The organism is Bacillus sp. UNC437CL72CviS29 (assembly GCF_000482345.1).
In the GTDB taxonomy this organism is placed as follows: Bacteria; Bacillota; Bacilli; order Bacillales; family Bacillaceae_G; genus Bacillus_A; species Bacillus_A arachidis.
The window spans coordinates 16,689-38,093 of the sequence record NZ_AXVB01000015.1; the positions used below are offsets into that span (position 1 = coordinate 16,689).

The following is a 21,405-nucleotide window of genomic DNA, read 5'->3' on the forward strand; positions in this document are numbered from 1 at the left end:
ACTGATTTTTCTGAATACACCGATAAATTATAAAGGTATTTCATGGAGGTTTATGTGATTCTGAAAAATACAAAATCTTAAAATGTAAGTATGCTATAATAGAGATATAGTTTATTGGTAAATGAGGAAAGGATTGGATGAAATGATTGAAATTGTAAATGTATCAAAAAGTTACAATGGTTCTTCCTATGCTGTGAAAGATTTAAGTTTAACAGTACCGAGTGGAGAAATTTTTGGATTTTTAGGGCCGAATGGTGCTGGAAAATCAACAACAATTAAGATGGTAACAGGTATTCATGCAATAGATAAAGGAACAATTTTGGTCAACGGAAAAGATGTGACAAAAGAGCCTATGGAGGCAAAGCGAACATTTGGCTATGTTCCGGATAGTCCAGATATGTTTCTGCGATTAAAAGGGATAGAATATTTAAACTTTATGGCTGATATGTATGAGGTGCCAAATGCAATTAGGCAGGAAAAAATTCAATTTTTAGCAGAGAGATTCGATCTTTATAATGCTTTGTCAGATCAAATTCAAAGTTATTCACACGGAATGAGACAGAAGATTATTATTATTGGTGTACTTCTGCATGATCCGGATGTATGGATTTTAGATGAGCCAATGACAGGGCTTGATCCAAAATCAGCGTTTATTTTAAAACAGATGATGAGGGAGCATGCAGATAAAGGGAAAACAGTGTTTTTCTCAACACACGTGCTAGAAGTAGCCGAGAAATTATGTGATCGAGTAGCGATTATTAATAAGGGGAATTTGCAGTTCCAAGGTAATTTAGATGAAATGAGAGATCATTTTAAATCCAATGAATCACTTGAGAAAATGTTCTTGGAGATGACTGGAAATGAATAAAATTTGGACATTAACAAAAGTATTATTGAAATTAAATTATGCAGATGTCATAACGGATAAAAAGAAACGGTTGGCGTATGCATTTTCATTTTTAGCATTATTATTCGCTGGCTTTATATTTATCGGCCCACTTACATATGGGATGTATGTAGGAATGAAATCAATCGGACAAGAAACATCGATAATTGGAATGGGATTAGCTGTTGCGAGCATATGGGTATTTGTAATTAGTATTACGAACATTTTAACGGTATTTTATTATAATAATGATGTTGAAACTTTACTACCTTTACCACTACAACCATCACAAATCATTACGGCTAAATTTATTACTGTATTAATTACACAATATATAATGGGATCTTTCATTTTATTTCCAATCTTTATTGTATATGGTTTGCAAATTGGTGCGCTTATTACATATTACTTATATGCACTATTAATTTACATATTTTTCCCTATTATTCCGTTAGTACTCGCATCACTCTTAATGACGGTTATTATGCGTTATACAAATATAGCTAAGAATAAAGATCGTAGCAATATGTTCATTGGGCTGTTAACTCTATTATTTATTGTAGGCATTAACGTGTTTATGCAATGGAGAAACAGAAGTGCAGTATCAGGAGATGCGCTTGCAAATTACTTTGCTGATCATCAATCTTCCTTACTGGTTCAGATGACAAATTATTTTCCAACTACATACTTTGGTGCAATGGGGTTAATAGAGAATGCTTCTTGGAAAGGGATTATATACGTTGTGATTTTTGCAGCGATTTCTTTAGCGTTTTTCGGATTGTTTTTCTATGTTGCACAGCGTACGTATTTAAAAGGAGTTATCGGACTTTCAACGAGTACCGCAAAAAAAGAGGCCATCTCGGCAGAAAACTTAAAAAAATCAACTGTACAAAGCTCACACATAAAAGCTTATGTTAAAAAAGAGTTTAAAATTTTATTCCGTACACCACAATTTTTTATAAATTGTATTGTGCAAACTTTTGTTATGCCAATTATGCTATTCTTTATAATTTTCGTACAGGAGGGGAGCTTAAAATGGTTAACTAAGTTTATAGAAGAACCAACATGGTCTGGGCTAGCTCTTGGCATAGGTTTCTGTGCAGGTTTATTCTTAATGGGAAGTAATGTTATTGCAACAACATCTTTTTCTAGGGATGGGAGTTCGTGGTTTGTCAATCGTTATTTACCAGTAAAGGCATCAGATATATTTTTTGCAAAAGTTTTTACAGCATGGCTTATAAATGTAACAATTTTAGCTGTGTTTGGTCTTATCATGACAATTGTTGCCGGTGTTTCACCACTCTTTATGTTGTTATGGTTTTTACTAAGTGCAAATGGTCTTTGGTTAACGAATTTAATCGGTACACGTTGGGACGCTCAAACGGCGGATATACATTGGGATTCAGAGCAGAAGTTATTTAAAAGCAGGTATACAACTCTATGGAATTTCCTTGCAAATATCGCGATGGATCTAGTAATCGTAGGTGGGGTTGTTGGATTATACTACTTCTTTGGAATCGGTATATGGGGCATGTTTAGTATTCTATTGATTGCGTTTATTATTATAAATGTAATAGTAACACGTAGTTTACAGTTAGGAGCAGAACGTATTCTAGCAAATATTAAATAAAAAAATGATAAATCCTCTGTATTCATACAGGGGATTTATTTGTCAGAAATGCTATTTATGTTTTGAAATTATGAGAAGGCAAAATAGGGGGAGAAACAAGTGACGAAAATAGCAATTGTTACAGGAGCGACACGTTTAAATGGAATTGGAGCAGCGATTTGCACAGCACTTGCGCAAAAAGGTATCGATATATTTTTCACGTACTGGCCTAGGTATGATAAGGCAATGCCATGGAGCATGAATGATGAAGAACCATTTTTATTGAAAAGAGAAGTTGAAAATTATGGCGTTCGATGTGAAATGGCTGAGGTGAATTTAGCGCAGTCTTATGCCCCTAACCGTTTATTATATATGGTATCAGAACGATTAGGAGAGCCGTCTATTTTGATTAACAATGCTGCATATTCTACGGATACAAATGTTGAAGAGTTAGATGTAGAACAATTAGACAGACATTATACAGTAAATGTACGCGCTACGATGCTATTAAGTTCATTATTTATTAAAAATTATACGGTTGAAACGAGTGGAAATATTGTCAATCTTACATCTGGACAATCGCTAGGGCCCATGCCGAATGAGCTTGCTTATATAGCAACGAAAGGAGCGATTGAAGCTTTTACTACCTCAGTAGCACCAGTTGCGATGAAAAAGGGGATTACTGTGAATGCTGTTGATCCAGGACCGACCAATACAGGGTGGATGACTGAAGAAGTGCAAGCATATTTAGTAAACAAATTTCCGGCAGGTAGAATAGGGGAGCCAGTAGATGTAGCACGTTTAATAGCATTTTTAGTAAGTGAAGAAGCAAAATGGGTGACAGGACAAGTAATTCATTCGAATGGTGGGTTTTATTAATAAGAGAAGGTAGGTCGTTTTGGAATGTAGTTACTTTTATTGTATGTATCCGAAATATATATTCGAAAGTTATGGCTGATCAATATATCGAGGATTAATTTAAAAATAAAAACGATACTAAGAGATTTAGTGTCGTTTTTTTAAATATCGTTTATAAGTAGGTGCCAAATGTTCTTATCTATTTGTAAATAACCCATGAGATAATCGCCTTACATGCTACATATAGTAACTCATTTTTTTATGAAGGTAATTATGAGGGATCTTATGCGGAAAATAAGGGGGTTTTTGTAAGACTAGAGGCACCAAACAGGACATAAAAATAGGATTACATAAAATTATCTTAAAATAATTAAAGAGCAAAATGGACAAACTCAAGTAGGTATGAATTTATCCATTTTAATTGCTATTGATAATGAGACATTATGTAAACCAAATGTAAATATGGTTTACAACTATTTATAGATATGTGTACTTGGCTAACTATATCTTAATCGGTTTCCTTTAAACTTAGTTTTTACTCTTTGGTTGGACTGGATAATTCAACAGATTTTTGAGTGCAACGTTTCATAGCTGAGATGATGGCCGTTCTTAAGCCTTTTTCCTCTAATGTTGCTACAGCTTCTATTGTCGTTCCACCTGGAGAACAAACCATATCTTTCAATGTGCCTGGATGTATTCCTGTCTCCAGTACCATTTTTGCAGAACCTAATACAGCTTGTGCTGCAAATTTATATGCTTGAGCTCTTGGCATACCATCTAGTACAGCAGCATCCGCCATGGCTTCTATAAACATATACACATATGCTGGAGAAGAGCCACTTACAGATGTTACAACATCCATTAATTTTTCATTTACTATCTCTGTTTGACCAAAACTATTAAATATATCTAGTATATCTTCTAAATCTTTTTCTGTAACCATTTCATTAGAACATAACGCAGACATGCCTTCTCCAACAAGGGCTGGTGTATTAGGCATTACTCTAACAACCTTTAACTTTCTGCCAAAAGCATCCTCAGTACTCTTAATACTTTTTCCTGCAGCAATAGTTACGATTATTACATCGTTTTTTATCTGCTCTTTTATTTGGTTAATTACTGATGAGTATAGGTCTGGTTTGATTGATAAAATTAAAATATCAGCATTGTTAGCTACTTCATTGTTGTCAGTAGTTGTAGTTATGCCATATTTATCACTAGTATTTTTTAAATTAATGACATTTAAATCTGAACAAATTATTTTATCTGAAGAAACTATATTTTTGTTAATCATGCCACCTATCATAGCGATACCCATGTTTCCGCATCCAATGAATCCTATTTGTTTGTTCATAATAATTCGCTCTTGCTCCTTTTATTATAAATTTTATTGGTTTAAAAATATTATTCTGAAAAAATAATGATATTCTGTGTAGAAGAAATAAACCGTATAAACTATATCGAGATTAGTATAAAAACACATTTTAAGAGAGTACACTATTTTTTGCAATACAAAAATATATAGAAATCACTCTTATTCTGTACTAAACAAGTACATTCTCTATAACTTAAATTTTTTGTTATAAACTACTCCAAAACATTTTAAATCATTTTGGAGAATAGGGACGTATCGCTATCTATATGTTTAGACACGAATTACTCCTTTTGGTGTACGCTAAGAGATGTATGTTTAGAAAACTTTATGTTTATGAACAAGAGATAAAGTATAGTTATATCAACATTTTCTAGATATTGTGATGTTAATACAGTATGTACATAATTCAATGCTTAAAACTTGTTGCCTTCTTAATTTTCTAAAATATCTCTTGACACAAAAATACATTATATCGCATAATGTATAAAAAATTAAATTGAAAATCGTTGAAGGGAACTAGTACATATGTCTTCTTACGCAAGAGAGTGGAATTCACTGGCTGAAAGATTCCTCGTATAGAAAGTATCGAACCTATCCCTGAGTCTTAAACGAAAGTTTAGGCGTACGCCTGCGTTACAGGCGCCAAGCGGATATATATTTTATATCAATGAAGGTGGTACCGCGGAACAATGACCGTTTCGTCCTTTTTTAAGGGCGGAACGGTCATTTTTATTTTGCTCTTTATTGCTAGATAGGCATCATTGGTGAAGGATTCTTTGCTGAAAATTGCATGTTATAGAAGCATATTTTGTTTTCATTTGAAAAAAAGAGACGCAATTTACAAAAAAACTTTGATTTTAGACTAGGGGGTACAAAAGTGAAAAAACAACGAATTGTCGTAAAAATCGGAAGTAGTTCCTTGGCAGCTAATCATGGAGGTATCTCTAAAGAACAGCTTTCAGATCACGTTGCTGCCTTGGCGCGACTGAAGCAGGAAGGACATGAAATCTTGCTGGTTACATCTGGTGCCGTCGCTGCAGGTTTTTCCGCTCTCGGGTATCCCGGCCGACCTGTGACAATTAAAGGGAAACAGGCTGCCGCGGCTGTAGGGCAAAGTCTGTTAATGCAGGCGTATACGGAGGAATTCTGCAAATATGGGATCGTTACCTCGCAACTTTTGCTAACGAGAAGCGATTTTTCCAGAAAAGAACAATACAGCAATGCCTACGCCACTTTAGTGGAGTTACTAAATCGCTCAGCTCTTCCTATAATCAATGAAAACGATTCTATTTCTTTGGAGGAGCTAACGTTTGGTGATAATGACATGTTGTCAGCTTTAGTAAGTGGATTGGTTTCGGCGGATATGCTCATGATTTTTACGGATGTGAACGGTTTGTATGACCAGAACCCCCAGAAACATCCGGACGCAAAAAAATATTACTTTCTCCCTGAAGTTACGGAAGAAATCGCCACTCTTGCTGGAGATGCTGGCTCAAAACTTGGAACGGGCGGCATGAAATCGAAAATCGATGCAGCAAAGACGGCACTATCTCTCGGAGCGAGTGTATTCATCGGAACAGGACGTGGACGGGAGAAGTTTTTAGATGTTTTGAAGGGGAAAGGAGATGGAACGTATATCGGTAACGCTACTCCAAAAGTAATCAAGGTGAACAAGCAATGGATCGCATTACATTCGCTTGTCAGCGGACAAATCGAAGTGGATGCCGGAGCAGCCGCTGCCATCATTCAGCATGGAAAAAGTCTTCTTCCTGCCGGTGTTACCAGTGTGTCAGGGTTCTTTCAAGCAGGCGAGGTCGTGGAGGTCATCACAGAGCAGGGACGCGTGATAGGAAAAGGACAGTGTAGATATAGTTCAGAGGAATTGCGGGATTTAAAAGGTATGCAGAGCCATGACATTCAAGCGCGAGGCGAAAGGCATAGCTATGAAGTTATTCATAGAGATAATTGGGTTTCACTTTAAGATCCCGAGAGGGATCTTAAAGTGAAGAACACAAGGTTCCCCGTCTTAAAAGGCGTTGTTTGTCTTTACTCGCTCTAAACTTCCGATTGATTCAACTAATATCTATGCAGAAGAGTCTTGGATGGTAGTGACAAGTTGGAGTAGTTAAACACGCCTCAAATTTTATGCTTTTTAATTTTAAAAAGGAGGAAACGAAAATGAATGAAGTGTTGACAAAGGGACAAAAAGCAAAAGAGATTGCTGGAGAGCTTGTGACCAAATCGACTGATCAAAAAAATAAAGCACTGGCGGCTATCGCTGAGCAATTGATAGAAGAGACATCCTACATTTTGGAGGAGAACAAACGAGATATCGAACAAGGCAAAGCGAAAGGAATGTCTGCCTCTCTCCTCGATCGTCTTATGCTGAACGAACAGCGCATCATTGATATGACAGCGGGAATCAGACAGCTGATTGATTTGCGCGATCCTGTCGGAGAATGTGTAGCTACATGGGAACGGCCGAATGGATTGTCTATTCGGGAGATGCGCGTGCCACTCGGTGTTGTGGGGATGATTTACGAGGCGCGGCCGAACGTGACGGTGGATGCGGCTACAATTTGCTTGAAAACAGGCAACGCAGTGATCTTGAGAGGTAGTTCTTCCGCCACTTATTCCAATAAAGCCATCGTTGCTGTGATTCACCGAGCGCTCAAACAAACGAGCTTGCCTCCAGAGAGTGTACAGCTCATTGAAGACACGTCACGAGATAGCGCAAAAGAGTTATTTACATTGAACGAGTACTTGGATGTTCTTATTCCAAGAGGTGGCAAGCAGTTGATAGATACTGTAGTGAGAGAAGCATCTGTTCCTGTATTGGAAACAGGTGCGGGAAATTGTCACATTTTCATTGATGAAACAGCGAATAAACAGATGGCATTCGATATTATCGTAAACGCCAAAACACAGCGTCCGTCTGTATGCAATGCTATTGAAACAATTATACTTCATGAGAATTGGGCGCAGCGATTTGGTACCGAGCTGTTTGCTTTCTTGAAGGAAAGAGGAGTGGAGCTACGTGGGGATAAGAAAGTGTTAGAAATTGATTCTTCTCTTGTACCCGCTTCAGAAGAAGACTGGGAAACAGAATTTTTGTCTCTCACGCTGGCAGTCAAAATAGTTTCCTCTGTTGAAGAAGCGATTACCCATATCAATACTTATGGATCCATGCATTCCGAAGCGATCATTACAGAGAACGAGGAAAACGTCAGCAAGTTTTTCACGTCCGTCGATGCCGCGGCGCTCTATCATAATGCCTCGACCCGCTTTACTGACGGCTTTGAATTTGGCTTCGGCGCGGAAATCGGCATCAGCACGCAAAAGCTGCATGTTAGGGGACCGATGGGTCTGTCTGCATTGACTTCCACAAAATATGTGATTCGTGGGAATGGACAGATTCGGAGGTAAGAAGTATTTCATCTATGAATGTAACAAGGGAAACAATTTCTTTTTCTTACCAACCGAGCAACAGGCAATTGAAAAATTAAGTGCGTTGAAGTAGAAGATGGAAAGGTTATACTAAGCTCCGTAGATGCAGAGTAAAGTAAGTAGTATTCTAGGCTAATCATTTAATAAAAATAATAGTCTTCTCTATTTATCTATATTTACATTTTTGTAAGGTTTTATTATGTATATATTGATTTAAGTGGATTTTCCAAGGGATAATAACGCAATAAATTATCCTAATTTCTTAATTAACATAATTTCCAAAAATGTAATCTTAGAATGTTAATATTTGTTATATAATGAACTTGTCAAACCATTATCTCAATAGTTTTCTTGCTATGTCTGTTAAGATAGTTTGCTGTAGCCATATTAAAATTATCTCAAAAAGAACTTGTAGATTCCTACGAGTTCTTTTTGTTTTTCTATTTTGATCACACTCCTTTTTTAGAGTCATAGTATCAGTATGTCCAAGATTTAGAAATTACATGTAACTATCTTAAAGTTTTTGCGTCTATATGAATTTTTAAATATTTAAAAAATTATTTTATAAGAAACTGTACTTTTTAGTGAGTTTCTGTACTTTTGATTATAAATTAAAGATACGTTTCTGTTAGTTTAGATTTGAAAGCGCTTCAAATGGTGTTTTTTGAAATTTTTACTTAGCCTAGATTCTTTTACTTACAGGCCATTTATATAGACTATTAGTGGAATGGGGGTAAATCCATGTTATTAAGAAAATTAGCAAAAAATCACTTAATCACTATCGATTACTATCAGAGTGGATTTTTACAAACATGTAAGGGACAAGTTTGTAACCTTGATTTGCACCAACAAACACTTATTTTAATAAATGAACAGCAAGAGGTCTTCTCTATATGTTTATCTGATATTAAGGAAATCTATTAATGATTTTCTTTATCCATAGAGGAAAATAGAAATGAAGATTCCTGAGATACTGTAAAATTGGCAATATATTTTTTATGTAAACAAAGTATTTAAATGAAGGTTCTGTAGCAAAAATTTGAAGACAAGTGAAGGGCAGTAGATCTACTGATATCATGCGCTGATTTAGAGGAGAATACCAGGGCAGTCGAGTGCTTTTCAAAGAAGCGTTAATTATAAATTAAAGACTATATACTGGAACAAATACGAAAGTGTTTATAATCATTTTAGTTTTCTGATAATTTTGTTTATATTTCTGTGCAAATAATAAAAAGAGACAAAAAGGATCTATATAAGTCCAATTTAAAAACCTGGCATATGAAACAAGCATGATGGTGCAGCCACATTTCTGGATAAAAACTATTTTTTTGCGGGAGGAGCTAGAGCAGCCACGTGTAAAAGCATTAGGTCTTTCAAGATGTCAGCTATGCAGTTATATATTATGAATATTCGTATAAACGAGGAAATACCATTTTTATAGAAAACTTTTGTCTTTGCTGCATGTGAATATGAAACGAGGTTATTTATGTCAGAAAATAAAGGTGATTTTACATAGATTAGGGGATATGGAATTTTGATATGAGGTGATGATATGGAACAATTGTTGGTGGATTTAGTCGGATCAACGAATGATTTTTTATGGTCTAAATTGTTAATTATTATGCTTGTTGTTTGCGGAATTTATTTCACATTTAAATCGAAATTTGTACAGTTTCGGATGCTAAAGGAAATGGTCCGTGTGTTAATGGAAGGGAAGAATGGTTCTAAAGACCAAATTTCACCGTTTCAGGCGTTCTGTATTGGTATGGCTGCTCGCGTTGGAACAGGAAATATCACAGGAATTGCGATTGCGATTGCACTAGGCGGTCCTGGAGCGGTATTTTGGATGTGGGTTATTTCTATTATTAGCTCAGCATCTAGCTTTGTTGAAAGTACATTAGCACAAATATATAAAGTAAAAGATAAAGCCGGTTTCCGCGGCGGTCCATCTTATTATATGGAAAAAGGATTAAACAAACGTTGGATGGGAATAATATTCTCTATTTTAATTACGATTACTTTCGGTTTTGTATTTAATTCTGTCCAATCAAATACTGTTACAATTGCTTTTGAGAACGCATTTGGTACAGATCGTTTAACTTTAGGAATTATTATGGCAATTGCTTTCGCTGGGATTATCTTTGGCGGTGTGCAGCGTATTGCAAAAATGGCTGAATACAAAGTAATGTTTCTAGCAGTGTTATACATTGGTATTGCATTATTTGTTATCATTACAAATATCACAAAAATGCCGGAAGTTCTTTCTCTTATTGTTCAAAACGCATTTGGCTTTAAACAAATAGCAGGCGGTTCAATCGGAGCAGCGCTCATGCATGGGGTTAAACGTGGTTTATTCTCGAATGAAGCTGGTATGGGAAGTGCGCCAAACGTTGCCGCAACTGCAACAACAAGTCATCCGGTGAAACAAGGACTTATTCAAGCACTTGGCGTATTAACGGATACACTGATTGTTTGTACAAGCACAGCATTTATTATTTTACTTTCTGATGCATACAAACAACCAGAGTTAAATGGTATTGCACTTACACAAGCAGCATTAAGTGAACATGTCGGCTCTTGGGCATCAGGGTGTCTTGCTATCTTTATTTTCCTATTTGGATTCGGTGCGTTAATTGGTAACTATTATTACGGAGAAACAAATATTCGATTCTTAAAAAATAGTAAAGTATGGTTGATGGTATACCGAATAGGCGTGTTAGCGATGATTGTATTCGGTTCTGTTGCAAAGATCCAACTTGTATGGGATTTAGCGGATTTATTTATGGGCTTTATGGTTATTATAAATTTAATTGCTATTACTTTACTTTCAAAAGTGGCCTTTGCTGCGTTACAGGATTACATGAAACAGAAAAAAGCTGGTAATGATCCTATTTTTTATAAAGATAGCATTAAAGGGCTTGAAAACATTGAATGTTGGGAGCATTATCAGGACACTTCAACTTCAAAAAAGAAAAGTATGTAACAAAAAAGATATTCGGACTGTAATATGTCTGAATATCTTTCTTGGTTCTTATGCAAATAGTATTGATTATAATAAAGAAAAAATTATTCTATATAAAGTTAAAAAGACGGAGGAATATGGTTAAATGATAAAGGAGTATAACGTTCAGGTTGAGAGTCAAGAAAAAGCTTACTTAGATCAATGGGTAACTCATTATCGATCCTATGCTACTAAAGGACAAAGCGCCAGTTATATTCCAGCTTTGGGAAAGGTAAATTTATCGCAATTAGGTATTTGTATAGTAGAGCCAGATGGAACAATGATAAAGTCAGGGGATTGGGAGGTACCTTTCACCTTGCAAAGTATATCAAAAGTAATCGCCTTTATAGCTGCTTGTTTAAGTCGTAGTATTTCTTATGTATTAGAGCGGGTTGATGTAGAGCCAACTGGAGATGCCTTCAATTCGATTATTCGTTTAGAAATGCATAAACCAGGAAAGCCTTTTAATCCTATGATTAATGCTGGAGCGATTACGGTAGCCTCGCTTCTGTCAGGAACATCGGCGCAAGAAAAATTAGAATCTCTATACGCATTAATCGAAAAAATGATAGGGAAGCGTCCCGCCATTAATGAAAAAGTGTTTCAATCAGAATGGCAAACAGCCCATCGAAATAGAGCTTTAGCATACTATTTAAAGGAGAATGGTTTTTTAGAATCAGATGTGGAGGAGGCACTAGAGGTTTACTTGAAACAATGTTCGATAGAAATAAATACAGAGGATATTGCTTTAATAGGGCTTATACTTGCACATGATGGATATCATCCTATTCGTAAAGAACAAGTCATCCCTAAAGAGGTTGCTAGATTAACAAAAGCTTTAATGCTTACTTGTGGAATGTACAATGCTTCTGGCAAATTTGCTGCTTTCATCGGGCTACCAGCTAAAAGTGGGGTGTCCGGAGGGATTATGGCACTCGTCCCCTCAAGGACCAGGAGGGAACTACCGTTTCAAGATGGATGTGGCATTGGTATTTATGGACCAGCTATTGATGACTATGGGAATAGTTTACCAGGGGTTATGTTATTGGAACATATTGCACAAGAATGGGATTTAGGTATATTCTAAAAAGTATCATGGGTGTTTTGATGTCAGAGCGAATACAAAAATGTTCAGACCATATAATGTGTCTGAACATTTTTGTATTACATAGCATCTTCCTGTTTTAAAGTAGAAGAATATCAAGAGCACTCGCAATGTGCAATACTTTCGTTTATATCTTATTAATAGTTTTTTTGAAAAATAGAGTAAGTGTTGTATTAATGGTAATAGATTTGTATACTGACTGTTAGGCGAAAGTGAGAAGTGATTATTTTGAATCTTAGTAATTTAGTAAAAAAAGACATCTATATTCTGGTTTTGATGGTATTTACAGTACCCTTAGTAGGTGAAATAAAGTCTTTTCCCCTAAATGAGACATTTCGAATGAGCTTTGGTGCACCAACATTTTTCTTTTTTTTGTTATTATTTCGGCGAATGCCAGCATTTTTTCCGGGTTTTTTAACAGCAATAGTGGTTGTAGCATTTCGGATCTTGATGGACGTCATCACAAAGGGGAATATGGATTGGATAGATTCTTTTCATATCCAGTATCCAAGTTTTTTCTTTTACTTTACTTATTCTTGTCTCTTTTACTTAGCGAAAGTAGAACGCTTTCATCATCAACCATTGATGATTGGATTTATTGGCTGCATTATTGAAATATTATCAGACTGTGTAGAATTAATGATTCAATATTTCGTATTAAAAACAACTATCACGCCAGAGGCAATAAATGAGATAATCGTTATCGCATTTTCCCACAGTTTTATAGTTTTAAGCTTTTTCAATATGATGAAACTGTATGAAGCGCAGTCAAGGGAGAGACACATAAAAAAACAAAATGAACACATGCTTATGCTCATCTCCAATTTATATGAAGATGCTGTTCATTTAAAAAAAACGTTGCAAGATGCTGAAAATATAACGAAGAAATCCTATGATTTGTACAAAAATTTAGATTCTTTGGATAACGAGAGGGTAGGCTTTCAGATTGAGGATTTACGGCAGCAGGCATTGAAAATTGCTGGTGAAGTCCATGAAGTTAAAAAGGATAACCAACGCATTTTTGCTGGACTTTCAAAGCTGATTTCTGATGAAAGTTTTACAGATTATATGTCCGTATATGAACTGGTAAACATCATTGTACGAGCAAACGAGAAATACGCCCGGTTACTAAAGAAAGACATCCAATTTGTGTATAAGATTGACGGTGTGCATCCTCACTATCATGTTTACGTAATTTTATCAATTATAAACAATGTCGTTGCAAACGCTGTAGAAGCTATTCAAGATATGGGAACCATCACAATTGACATTAATAAAGACCACCATTTCGTTGAATTTCGAATAGGGGATAATGGTCCCGGTATTTCTTCAAAGTATAAAGATTCAATTTTTGAACCTGGGTTTACTTCTAAATATGATGATGCAGGTAACCCATCAACAGGTATTGGATTATCGTATGTCAAAGAAATGGTCGAACAACTTGAAGGTGTTGTTACATTTGAGGACAGAACCGAAGAAAAAGGATCGATTTTTAAAATTAGATTAGGGATTGATCATATAGTTGCGAAAGGGTGATTCTATGTATTTTTATATAGTAGATGATGAGAAAGCGGTTCGCTCAATGTTGGCTCAAATTATCGAGGATGCGGATCTTGGGGAGGTTGTAGGAGAAGCTGAGGATGGCTCATTGTTAGATCAACAAACGCTAATCTTGAAAAATATAGACATTTTATTTATCGATTTGTTAATGCCGATTCAAGATGGAATAAAAACAATTCGTCAAATAAAACCGTTGTTTAAAGGGAAAATTATCATGGTTTCTCAAGTAGAGTCAAAAGAATTGATTGCTGAAGCATATTCGCTTGGTGTTGAGTACTATATTATTAAACCGATTAACCGGATTGAAGTATTAACAGTCGTTCAGAAAGTCATTGAACGAATCCGATTGGAAAAATCGATAAAAAATATTCAAGAATCGCTCAATATGGTACTTAAATTGGATAGTGATCAAAGTACACAGGAAAAATACCGTAATGAAAAGCATATAAGTACTTCAAATCATTTTCGAAACTCCATACATTTTCTTCTATCTGAATTAGGGATAGCTAGTGAAAGCGGAAGTAAAGATTTAATGGATATACTGGATTATTTATATAAATATGAACAAGATAAAACGTTGGAACAAGGGTTTCCCTCTCTAAAAGAGGTTTTTTTGAATTTAGCTCAAAAAAGACTTGGAGGATTAGCTGAAGAGGCCGAATTAAAAAGGTCGATTGAAGCCTCCAAACAACGGATCCGGAGGGCAATTTACCAATCACTAAACCACTTAGCATCCCTTGGACTTGCTGATTTTTTAAACCCGAAGTTCGAAAATTACGCTTCTAGGTTTTTTGATTTTACAACTGTAAGGAGAAAGATGACAGAGTTGAATAATGAGCAAACATTACCTACTCGTATCGATACGAAAAAATTTATTCAGGTTCTGTATTTTGAAGCAAAACGGATACATTTGGAACTGTAATGACGAACACTTGCTAATTCTTAAACTCGAATGCTGGATTTATCATTGTTTTTTATCGTTTTCTGACATTCATCTCTCTCCTCAAAAATGTGCATCAATTTTAGGTGGGAGATAAATATCGCGGTAAGCGTGAGCCTACGCATGTTCGTATACTAGGCATTATTTACTACTTCATTTGGAATATTGTAAAAGGTGTTAAGTTGTTAAAGAGTGTTTAATATAAAAAGGGCAGCCGAAATTTGCGACTGCCCCTTTTTTATTAAAAATCTTTATTTATGGTTATCTTCAAGAGGTTCCAGAACGTTCGATGGAAGCTGATTAGTTGGAGCTAATCCAGATCCTTCACTTGCTGTTTGAAGTGATTGTAATTTTAGAATTACACCTGCCTCTGTAGCAATTTCGTCCTCTTTTACTCGATGGCTTGATTTAGATGTATTTTCATTCGCTTTCTCCATTTTACATTCCTCCTTATTACATGTAGATATACAAGCAACATAATTACAAAAGTGTTTTTCAGTATAGTACTTATTATTCATTTGTAACATTGAATAATATACATGTAGTAGCTATTTGATTTTTTGAATTTATTGTTTCTACTGCGAAATGATGAAAAGTGTCTTTCTCCCCTTTAAAATTCCACTTAAATACAAACTCACCATTGAAATATAGAAGTAAAAACGCACCCGATAATAGAATTATTTTCTTCTAATATCTCATTAATAATCCATAATTTTATTATGTTAACAAAAATGTTGAGAAATAATAGGAAGCGTGAAATATTTTATGAATTTATTTTTTGTGCAAAATAAATGGATTGTCAGAAAAAGGGGACTTTTGGTAGTGGAATTATTATTGTAAAACTATAAGTAATTTGCCCATTACTCCGTATAGGGCAATATATTCCTCTGTTTTTCCTGGGGATAACTGTATACAAAATGCGTTATACAGAGTAAAAAAGCTCGAATTTTAAAGTTTAATACATAATCGCTTGTCGTATAAATATAAGGATTTCTGTCGGAAAGATGATAGTTAGAACAAAAAGGGATTTTTATAGATAAATAGAATCGTAAAGAGGAGGATAAAAATGTAAATATAGGAGGCTTTATTATGAAAATAAAAAAAATAACCATTGCATCACTAGCAATTGGTACAATGCTCTCCATTACAGCTTGTAGTCCCTCTGCAGAAAAAGATCAAGTGAAAAAGGAACAAACGAACGCACAAGAAGAAGCAAAAACAACGAATGCTGATGAAACTTCTGCCACGAAAAACGATGAGAAAGAAACAAACACATCTACTAATGAAAAAACAGAGAAAGATCAAAAGAATTCCAAAGAATCGTCTGGAACGGAGAATAACGCTAAATCTACGAACCAAACTTCAAATGGGAAAACGACAGAAAAAGAAACAAATACTAAAACAAACGAGCAAACGACAAGTGGAAAAACTGCAACGAAAGATACAAATAAAAGTGTAGCTGTGAAAGCAAATGTAAAAGCAGTTGCGCAACTTATCGACAGCTTGGATAAGCAATTAGCTGCAAACCCTAAGTTAGATACAGTGAATCAACTAGGGAAGCAAATAAATGAAAAATGGGATGTAATTGAAAAAGAGTTAGAAGCAACACATCCAACTGATTATAAAACGATTGGACAAAGTATGTATCCTTTAATTGTTGCGACTGAAAAAGAGAAAATAGATGTGAAACGAATCAAATCATTAACGACGAAAACAAAGCAAGATTTAAATCAGCTTTTAAATAAACTTTCATAAATTATGAAATAGTGATTTCTGTGCAAAAGGAGAAACAATATCGGTTTCTTCTTTTATTTAGTAAGTGTCAAATATTACGCACCCACAATTTGTAAATAACCCATGAGATAATCTCCTTACATACTACAACTGAAAATGGAGTGGAAGCTCTTAACTATGCTATTAAAGCTGGTTTTATTTGGGCAGCTAATGAGGTGAATTATAAAATGACTAGCAAAGGGACTAGAGTTTATATAAGAAACTGGAATATGGTTAGACCCATTCAAATATACGGTAGATAAATTTAATATTTTACAGAAAAATCTCACCTTCAAATCCTATGTTAATAGGGCACCTTAATGGTGTCTTTTCTTTATTTATTAAAGGACCTGCTCAATTAGTTCGTAACAACATAAAATAAACCGAATCCGTTACATGTGAACCCCTATGTTTTTCCCCTCTTACTTAAAGGAGGAACTATTATGGGCTTTGGTGGTAGTTGTGGAGGTTGCGGCTTTGCTGGAGGATTTGCATTACTCGTTGTACTCTTCATATTATTAATCATTGTTGGAGCTGCTTGCTTCTGCTAAAAAACAATTAGAAAAGGCACTCATGAGAGTGTCTTTTCTTTATTGAGTACCGCTACCCATCAATTTAAGAAATTGGTTGTTTCCCAAAACGAAAAAAGTGAGCTGAATTCTGATAAATAACTGTAGAGATATAGAATTTTTGTTTTGGAGCTATTTCAAAATCTTAGCTTGATGGTGATGAGGTGGGGCACCTTAGAGCGGTAAATAGATCTAGTGATTATACTATTCAAAAAATGTAAAAAAAGTAAATCCTAAAACAAGGAGAAAATCAAAACTGATAAAATAAAATTATTGTGGCTGTTCTAATTACTATTTTTCGGATAATGATGTGTTGTTGTATATTCATAATTAATAAAATAATAAGAAATAAGGGGTTGTTATGGAAACAAAGATTATGAAGTCAAAGAAAAAAATTGATTCAAAATCTCTTTTGGCTTTGGGATTATTGATTATTTCCGGGATTATGTATCAATTTATAGGGGGTGTTTTAGGGGATAATATACCTAAACTATTAGAAATGATTCTTGAGGCTTTATGGAATCTCATATTATGTGGAATTATAGGATACTATTTTTTAGGTAAAATATCGTTAGAGCAATTTAAACATTTTAATTTTAAGACATTAATATTTTTTTTAAAACAAGAGTAACGTCAAGAAAATACTGACTTGATACGCACTCTTTATTTATTTCTATCCCGAGTATAGTTTGAAAGGTCTTCAAGAAGATCAATTGTTAGTAGAAAGTCAGCATCTAAGACTAGTTTTGGATGCCTTGAAGATGGAGTACATGTATATGCAGATATAGCAAAAACTAAGTTTAGGCAGAGCTGGTTTTAATTTTTAACAAGTGAAGAACGAAATTTTATGTAGACAAAAAGTCATACCATAAATATATTATGTAAACCGAATCGCGCTTATAGGTAAAAGACTATTTATAAATAGTGGCCCACCTTTTGGTAAGCTGTTCTCTTTTGAGGTACCCGCATTGAAAAAAGCTTATACTCGTTGAAGAGTGAACCAATTCATATTATTCGTATGATATTAATAAATAGAACGAGTTGGAGGAAGTTTAATGAAAGCAATTGTGTACACAAAGTACGGTCCCCCCGATGTTCTTCAACTGAAAGAGGTAGAGAAACCTGTTCCTGAGAAAAATGAAATACTGATCAAAATAAAAGCGACAACTGTAACAGCAGGAGATATTCGATCAAGGAGTTTTACGGTTCCTCGTTCTGTTTGGTTACCTGCTCGAATCATACTCGGTTTTAGTCAACCTAAAAAACAAATATTAGGAATGGAGTTAGCTGGAGAAGTTGAGTTAGTAGGGAAAGAGGTCAAGCAGTTTAAGGAAGGAGACCAGGTTTTTGCGGCCACCCAAGTGGGTTTTGGTTCTTATGCCGAGTATATTTGTCTACCTGAAGATGGTCCGGTATCTATTAAGCCCTCTAATATAACATATGAGGAAGCTGCTGCTATTCCAATTGGGGCACGTACAGCCTTGTTTTTTCTTAGAAAAGCTAACGTTCAGAGTGGTCAAAATGTTCTTGTGTATGGAGCTTCGGGAAGTGTAGGAAATTATGCTGTACAGCTTTCCAAATATTTCGGAGCAAAAGTTACAGGAGTGTGCAGTAACGCAAATTTAGAATTGGTAAAATCTCTTGGAGCCGACAAGGTAATTGATTATACTGCAAAAGATTTTTCTACTACAGACGAGACTTATGATGTGATTTTTGAAGCGGTAAACAAGAGCTTGTTTTCAGATTGTATCAAGTTGTTAAAGCAGGACGGTATCTATATAAATGTCGTTGAACCGTTGCCAAGTGTTCGAATGCTATGGACTAAATTGACAAGCAACAAGAAGCTAATATTAGGTCAAAATTCACCTGAAACTTTCGAAGCGTTAGACTTCCTGAAAGAACTTGTTGAGATGGGTAGGATAAAAGCGGTCATTGACAAGTACTATGCGTTTGAAGAGATTGTGGAAGCTCATAGATATGTTGAGAAAGGACACAAGAAGGGAAATGTAGTTATAAATATGGAACAAAACAACAAATCCTAATTAATGAAGAACGCTCCGAGCTGAATAACAATTTTTTGTATAAGAAAAAAGGCATAAATTGATAGAATTAACAAAGATGTAAGCAGAGGGAAAGGCTTGCATCTTTTTTTATTTTGTATCAAACCAATCAAACCTTTCTATCGTTACCTTAAATATAAATAAAAAATTGAAGGAGGAGTCAGTATGAAAGCATGGCAATGTATTGTGTCCATATTAGTGAGCTTTTTTTTATTAACAGCGTGTAATAGCGATAAGAAAGAAGATGTTCAAAGTAAGAAAACGAGTGGAGAAAACGTGAGTGAAGTTAGTAGTAATAAAAACGAATCTCCTAGTTTACAATTATTAGAGAACGATAAGGTTGGAAAATACTTAGCAGATTCAAACGGAAAAACACTTTATTATTTTGCAAAAGACACATCTAAGGTAAGTAATTGTAGTGGTGACTGCGTAAAACTTTGGCCGCCATTTGTTGCGAAAGATTTTGAAGTGCCAAAAGGATTTGATAGAAAAGACTTTGCTACGATAACAAGAGAGGATACGAAGGAACAACAAGTAACGTATAAAGGCTATCCCCTCTATTATTTTGCTAATGATAAATCAAAAGGAGATATAAATGGACAAGGGGTTAAAGATATATGGTTTGTACTGAATGGTGAAACTACATTTAAACAGTGATAGAAAGCACGCCGAATAGGGCGCATGCCAGCGAATAGTGAGATAAATATTCTGTTAAAAGGAGCGACCAATGTTGTTGGTGGTTCCTATTTTTCTATTTGAATTATATAATTAAATTAATTTAGAATTATCAGAAAAACGAAAACAATAGGGAGTGCAGGTGAGAATGAAAGAAAAAAATGATTATGAGTTAATGCAATTAGTACAAAGAAACTATCGTCCTGCATTAGAAGAACTATATGAACGATATATTAAGTTGATATATAGCTTCACTTTTAAATTTTTCCAAGGAAATGAGGACAAAACAAAAGAAGTTGTTCAATTAATTTTCTTGAAACTTTGGACAACTAAAAGTATGTATAATCCTTCAAAAGGTGATTTCGTAAATTGGATACTTACTATTACAAGGAATATATGTATTGATTATGTCCGAAAAGAAAATAAAGAACTTATGTATAGAAACTTTAATAATCTTTATGATTCTGAAAAACATATGCATATAGCAGATTCAGAAAATCAAATCGAGAAAAGGATGCACAGTGTTGAAATTCAAAAGGCAAAGCAGAATTTGTCTACGTCTCAAAAAAGATTAATCGACTTGCTATATTGGAAAGGTTATTCCCTTAGTGAGATTGCTAAAATGGAAGATGAACCATTGGGAACCACTAAAAGTCGTCTTCATCAATCTTTAAAGCAATTAAAAAAATATCTAGAATAGAGGGGATAGTATGGAGAGAGAATGTGAGCATTTATTATCCTATGTTACGAATACATTTGATGATAGAGAACAAAGAGCGTTTCAAGAACATTTAAAGACATGCCCCAAATGTCAAACTGAGTATCCAGCAATGCAGGCAGCTTGGGAAGCAATGCATTTCGATTTTGAAGAGAGAGAAGTACCAGAAACATTAAAAGCTGAAGTGTTTGATTTTATATTTGTTCGCGAACAAACGAATAGAGATAACAAAGTAACAGCGAAATTGAAAGAATGGACGGTTTTACTAAAAAAACAATTTACACCGTTGGCAACAGTATTACTAGGAACAATGTTAGTGATTACAGTAGCAGTAACAATCGAAAATTCGCAATTAAAAATACAATCTTTAGCTAAGGATGAATTAAGCAGCGATCCAATGAAAGTAATCTCTACGCGTCCATTAGTATCAATCGATCAAAAAGATGAAAATACAAAAGGGTATGTATTTGTTATGCAACAAGGAGATAAGAAAAAATTAGTTGTACAAGCTGATCATTTGCCACAAGTAAACAAATCAGAAGTGTATCAAGTTTGGTTATTAAAAGATGGAGAAAGAAAAAACGCTGGAATATTTAAACCGGATGAAACTGGATCAGGACTTCTGACATATGAAATTGCACAAAAACAGTCCTTTGATAACATTGGTATTACACTTGAACCAGATTCGAATAGTACGAAGCCACTTGGTAAAAAAGTACTAGGAACTTAAAATATTGATATGATAATAAAAAGCAGAGCGAATTCATGTGCGAATTGTTCTGCTTTTAAATGTGTTTGTATAGTTGCGGGTATTTCGAAAGAGAACGGC

The 21,405-nt window shown here is 34.7% G+C and carries 19 protein-coding genes, 2 pseudogenes and 1 other annotated feature; of the genes and pseudogenes, 19 read left to right on the forward strand and 2 right to left on the reverse strand.

Translation table 11 applies throughout. The features are described 5' to 3' along the window. Positions 1-142: 142 nt before the first annotated feature. The 3 genes from M014_RS0114000 (at position 143) to M014_RS0114010 (ending at position 3,374) form a co-directional block, all read left to right on the forward strand. Positions 143-868, forward strand: a complete 726-nt coding sequence (locus M014_RS0114000; protein WP_026592312.1) for an ABC transporter ATP-binding protein — start codon at positions 143-145, stop codon at positions 866-868. Then, entirely contained in the window at positions 861-2,516 is a 1,656-nt protein-coding gene (locus M014_RS0114005; protein WP_026592313.1) for a putative ABC transporter permease subunit, read from the forward strand. Before M014_RS0114000 ends, M014_RS0114005 begins: the two co-directional genes overlap by 8 nt. A gap of 99 nt (positions 2,517-2,615) precedes the next feature. Next, positions 2,616-3,374: an SDR family oxidoreductase gene (locus tag M014_RS0114010; protein ID WP_026592314.1), complete on the forward strand. Its 759-nt coding sequence runs from the start codon at positions 2,616-2,618 to the stop codon at positions 3,372-3,374. A 514-nt stretch (positions 3,375-3,888) separates the two neighbouring features. Here M014_RS0114010 and proC read toward each other — a convergent pair. Further along, complete coding sequence (proC, locus tag M014_RS0114015; RefSeq protein ID WP_026592315.1) at positions 3,889-4,707, reverse strand: pyrroline-5-carboxylate reductase; 819 nt, start codon at positions 4,705-4,707, stop codon at positions 3,889-3,891. A 518-nt stretch (positions 4,708-5,225) separates the two neighbouring features. Then, positions 5,226-5,437: a binding site (T-box leader), on the forward strand. A gap of 168 nt (positions 5,438-5,605) precedes the next feature. Here proC and proB point away from each other — a divergent pair. From proB to M014_RS0114050, 9 genes and pseudogenes are all read left to right on the forward strand, one after another. Continuing rightward, the gene (proB, locus tag M014_RS0114020; protein WP_026592316.1) at positions 5,606-6,709 is read left to right on the forward strand and encodes a glutamate 5-kinase; all 1,104 of its coding nucleotides are present in this window, start codon (positions 5,606-5,608) and stop codon (positions 6,707-6,709) included. Positions 6,710-6,906: 197 nt separating this feature from the next. Further along, on the forward strand, positions 6,907-8,154 hold the full coding sequence (locus M014_RS0114025) for a glutamate-5-semialdehyde dehydrogenase (RefSeq protein ID WP_026592317.1): 1,248 nt from the start codon (positions 6,907-6,909) through the stop codon (positions 8,152-8,154). Position 8,155: 1 nt separating this feature from the next. Continuing rightward, positions 8,156-8,248 (forward strand): annotated as a pseudogene (locus M014_RS29195) (DUF4180 domain-containing protein); the annotation flags it as partial. A 668-nt stretch (positions 8,249-8,916) separates the two neighbouring features. After that, the gene (locus M014_RS0114030; RefSeq protein WP_026592318.1) at positions 8,917-9,099 is read left to right on the forward strand and encodes a YolD-like family protein; all 183 of its coding nucleotides are present in this window, start codon (positions 8,917-8,919) and stop codon (positions 9,097-9,099) included. Between the two features lie 628 nt (positions 9,100-9,727). Next, complete coding sequence (locus M014_RS0114035) at positions 9,728-11,158, forward strand: alanine/glycine:cation symporter family protein (RefSeq protein WP_026592319.1); 1,431 nt, start codon at positions 9,728-9,730, stop codon at positions 11,156-11,158. After that, positions 11,058-11,282 (forward strand): hypothetical protein, encoded by a 225-nt coding sequence (locus M014_RS29660; RefSeq protein ID WP_231503940.1) that lies wholly within the window; start codon positions 11,058-11,060, stop codon positions 11,280-11,282. The genes M014_RS0114035 and M014_RS29660 overlap by 101 nt, the downstream gene beginning before the upstream one ends. Further along, the gene (locus tag M014_RS0114040) at positions 11,283-12,263 is read left to right on the forward strand and encodes a glutaminase (protein ID WP_026592320.1); all 981 of its coding nucleotides are present in this window, start codon (positions 11,283-11,285) and stop codon (positions 12,261-12,263) included. A gap of 237 nt (positions 12,264-12,500) precedes the next feature. Further along, a complete protein-coding gene (locus tag M014_RS0114045) occupies positions 12,501-13,817 on the forward strand; it encodes a sensor histidine kinase (RefSeq protein ID WP_026592321.1) in 1,317 nt (438 codons plus the stop codon). Positions 13,818-13,821: 4 nt separating this feature from the next. Beyond that, a complete protein-coding gene (locus M014_RS0114050) occupies positions 13,822-14,763 on the forward strand; it encodes a response regulator (RefSeq protein ID WP_026592322.1) in 942 nt (313 codons plus the stop codon). 269 nt (positions 14,764-15,032) lie between these two features. Here the strand turns inward: M014_RS0114050 and M014_RS0114055 are convergent, their stop codons facing one another. After that, entirely contained in the window at positions 15,033-15,218 is a 186-nt protein-coding gene (locus tag M014_RS0114055; protein WP_026592323.1) for a hypothetical protein, read from the reverse strand. 652 nt (positions 15,219-15,870) lie between these two features. Here M014_RS0114055 and M014_RS0114060 point away from each other — a divergent pair. The 7 genes and pseudogenes from M014_RS0114060 to M014_RS0114090 all read left to right on the forward strand — a co-directional run bounded on the left by M014_RS0114060 (position 15,871) and on the right by M014_RS0114090 (position 21,306). Beyond that, a complete protein-coding gene (locus tag M014_RS0114060; protein ID WP_026592324.1) occupies positions 15,871-16,536 on the forward strand; it encodes a hypothetical protein in 666 nt (221 codons plus the stop codon). Between the two features lie 461 nt (positions 16,537-16,997). Then, entirely contained in the window at positions 16,998-17,105 is a 108-nt protein-coding gene (locus tag M014_RS28360) for a YjcZ family sporulation protein (protein ID WP_000505670.1), read from the forward strand. Positions 17,106-17,484: 379 nt separating this feature from the next. Further along, positions 17,485-17,736: pseudogene (locus M014_RS0114070) on the forward strand (CPBP family intramembrane glutamic endopeptidase); the annotation flags it as partial. 442 nt (positions 17,737-18,178) lie between these two features. Continuing rightward, complete coding sequence (locus M014_RS0114075) at positions 18,179-19,165, forward strand: NAD(P)-dependent alcohol dehydrogenase (protein ID WP_026592326.1); 987 nt, start codon at positions 18,179-18,181, stop codon at positions 19,163-19,165. A gap of 183 nt (positions 19,166-19,348) precedes the next feature. After that, the gene (locus M014_RS0114080) at positions 19,349-19,840 is read left to right on the forward strand and encodes a COG4315 family predicted lipoprotein (RefSeq protein WP_026592327.1); all 492 of its coding nucleotides are present in this window, start codon (positions 19,349-19,351) and stop codon (positions 19,838-19,840) included. Between the two features lie 166 nt (positions 19,841-20,006). Beyond that, positions 20,007-20,558, forward strand: a complete 552-nt coding sequence (locus tag M014_RS0114085) for an RNA polymerase sigma factor (RefSeq protein ID WP_026592328.1) — start codon at positions 20,007-20,009, stop codon at positions 20,556-20,558. A 10-nt stretch (positions 20,559-20,568) separates the two neighbouring features. After that, positions 20,569-21,306: an anti-sigma factor gene (locus M014_RS0114090; RefSeq protein ID WP_026592329.1), complete on the forward strand. Its 738-nt coding sequence runs from the start codon at positions 20,569-20,571 to the stop codon at positions 21,304-21,306. The last annotated feature ends 99 nt before the right edge of the window (positions 21,307-21,405 follow it).

What these genes read in the sequence shown, in the direction of transcription:
- M014_RS0114000 (WP_026592312.1), top strand. Translation starts at nt 143, where the DNA reads ATGATTGAAATTGTAAATGTATCAAAAAGTTACAATGGTTCTTCCTAT.
- M014_RS0114005 (WP_026592313.1), top strand. Translation starts at nt 861, where the DNA reads ATGAATAAAATTTGGACATTAACAAAAGTATTATTGAAATTAAATTAT.
- proC (WP_026592315.1), bottom strand. Translation starts at nt 4,707, where the DNA reads ATGAACAAACAAATAGGATTCATTGGATGCGGAAACATGGGTATCGCT.
- M014_RS0114025 (WP_026592317.1), top strand. Translation starts at nt 6,907, where the DNA reads ATGAATGAAGTGTTGACAAAGGGACAAAAAGCAAAAGAGATTGCTGGA.
- M014_RS0114030 (WP_026592318.1), top strand. Translation starts at nt 8,917, where the DNA reads ATGTTATTAAGAAAATTAGCAAAAAATCACTTAATCACTATCGATTAC.
- M014_RS0114035 (WP_026592319.1), top strand. Translation starts at nt 9,728, where the DNA reads ATGGAACAATTGTTGGTGGATTTAGTCGGATCAACGAATGATTTTTTA.
- M014_RS29660 (WP_231503940.1), top strand. Translation starts at nt 11,058, where the DNA reads ATGATCCTATTTTTTATAAAGATAGCATTAAAGGGCTTGAAAACATTG.
- M014_RS0114040 (WP_026592320.1), top strand. Translation starts at nt 11,283, where the DNA reads ATGATAAAGGAGTATAACGTTCAGGTTGAGAGTCAAGAAAAAGCTTAC.
- M014_RS0114050 (WP_026592322.1), top strand. Translation starts at nt 13,822, where the DNA reads ATGTATTTTTATATAGTAGATGATGAGAAAGCGGTTCGCTCAATGTTG.
- M014_RS0114055 (WP_026592323.1), bottom strand. Translation starts at nt 15,218, where the DNA reads ATGGAGAAAGCGAATGAAAATACATCTAAATCAAGCCATCGAGTAAAA.
- M014_RS0114060 (WP_026592324.1), top strand. Translation starts at nt 15,871, where the DNA reads ATGAAAATAAAAAAAATAACCATTGCATCACTAGCAATTGGTACAATG.
- M014_RS28360 (WP_000505670.1), top strand. Translation starts at nt 16,998, where the DNA reads ATGGGCTTTGGTGGTAGTTGTGGAGGTTGCGGCTTTGCTGGAGGATTT.
- M014_RS0114075 (WP_026592326.1), top strand. Translation starts at nt 18,179, where the DNA reads ATGAAAGCAATTGTGTACACAAAGTACGGTCCCCCCGATGTTCTTCAA.
- M014_RS0114080 (WP_026592327.1), top strand. Translation starts at nt 19,349, where the DNA reads ATGAAAGCATGGCAATGTATTGTGTCCATATTAGTGAGCTTTTTTTTA.
- M014_RS0114085 (WP_026592328.1), top strand. Translation starts at nt 20,007, where the DNA reads ATGAAAGAAAAAAATGATTATGAGTTAATGCAATTAGTACAAAGAAAC.
- M014_RS0114090 (WP_026592329.1), top strand. Translation starts at nt 20,569, where the DNA reads ATGGAGAGAGAATGTGAGCATTTATTATCCTATGTTACGAATACATTT.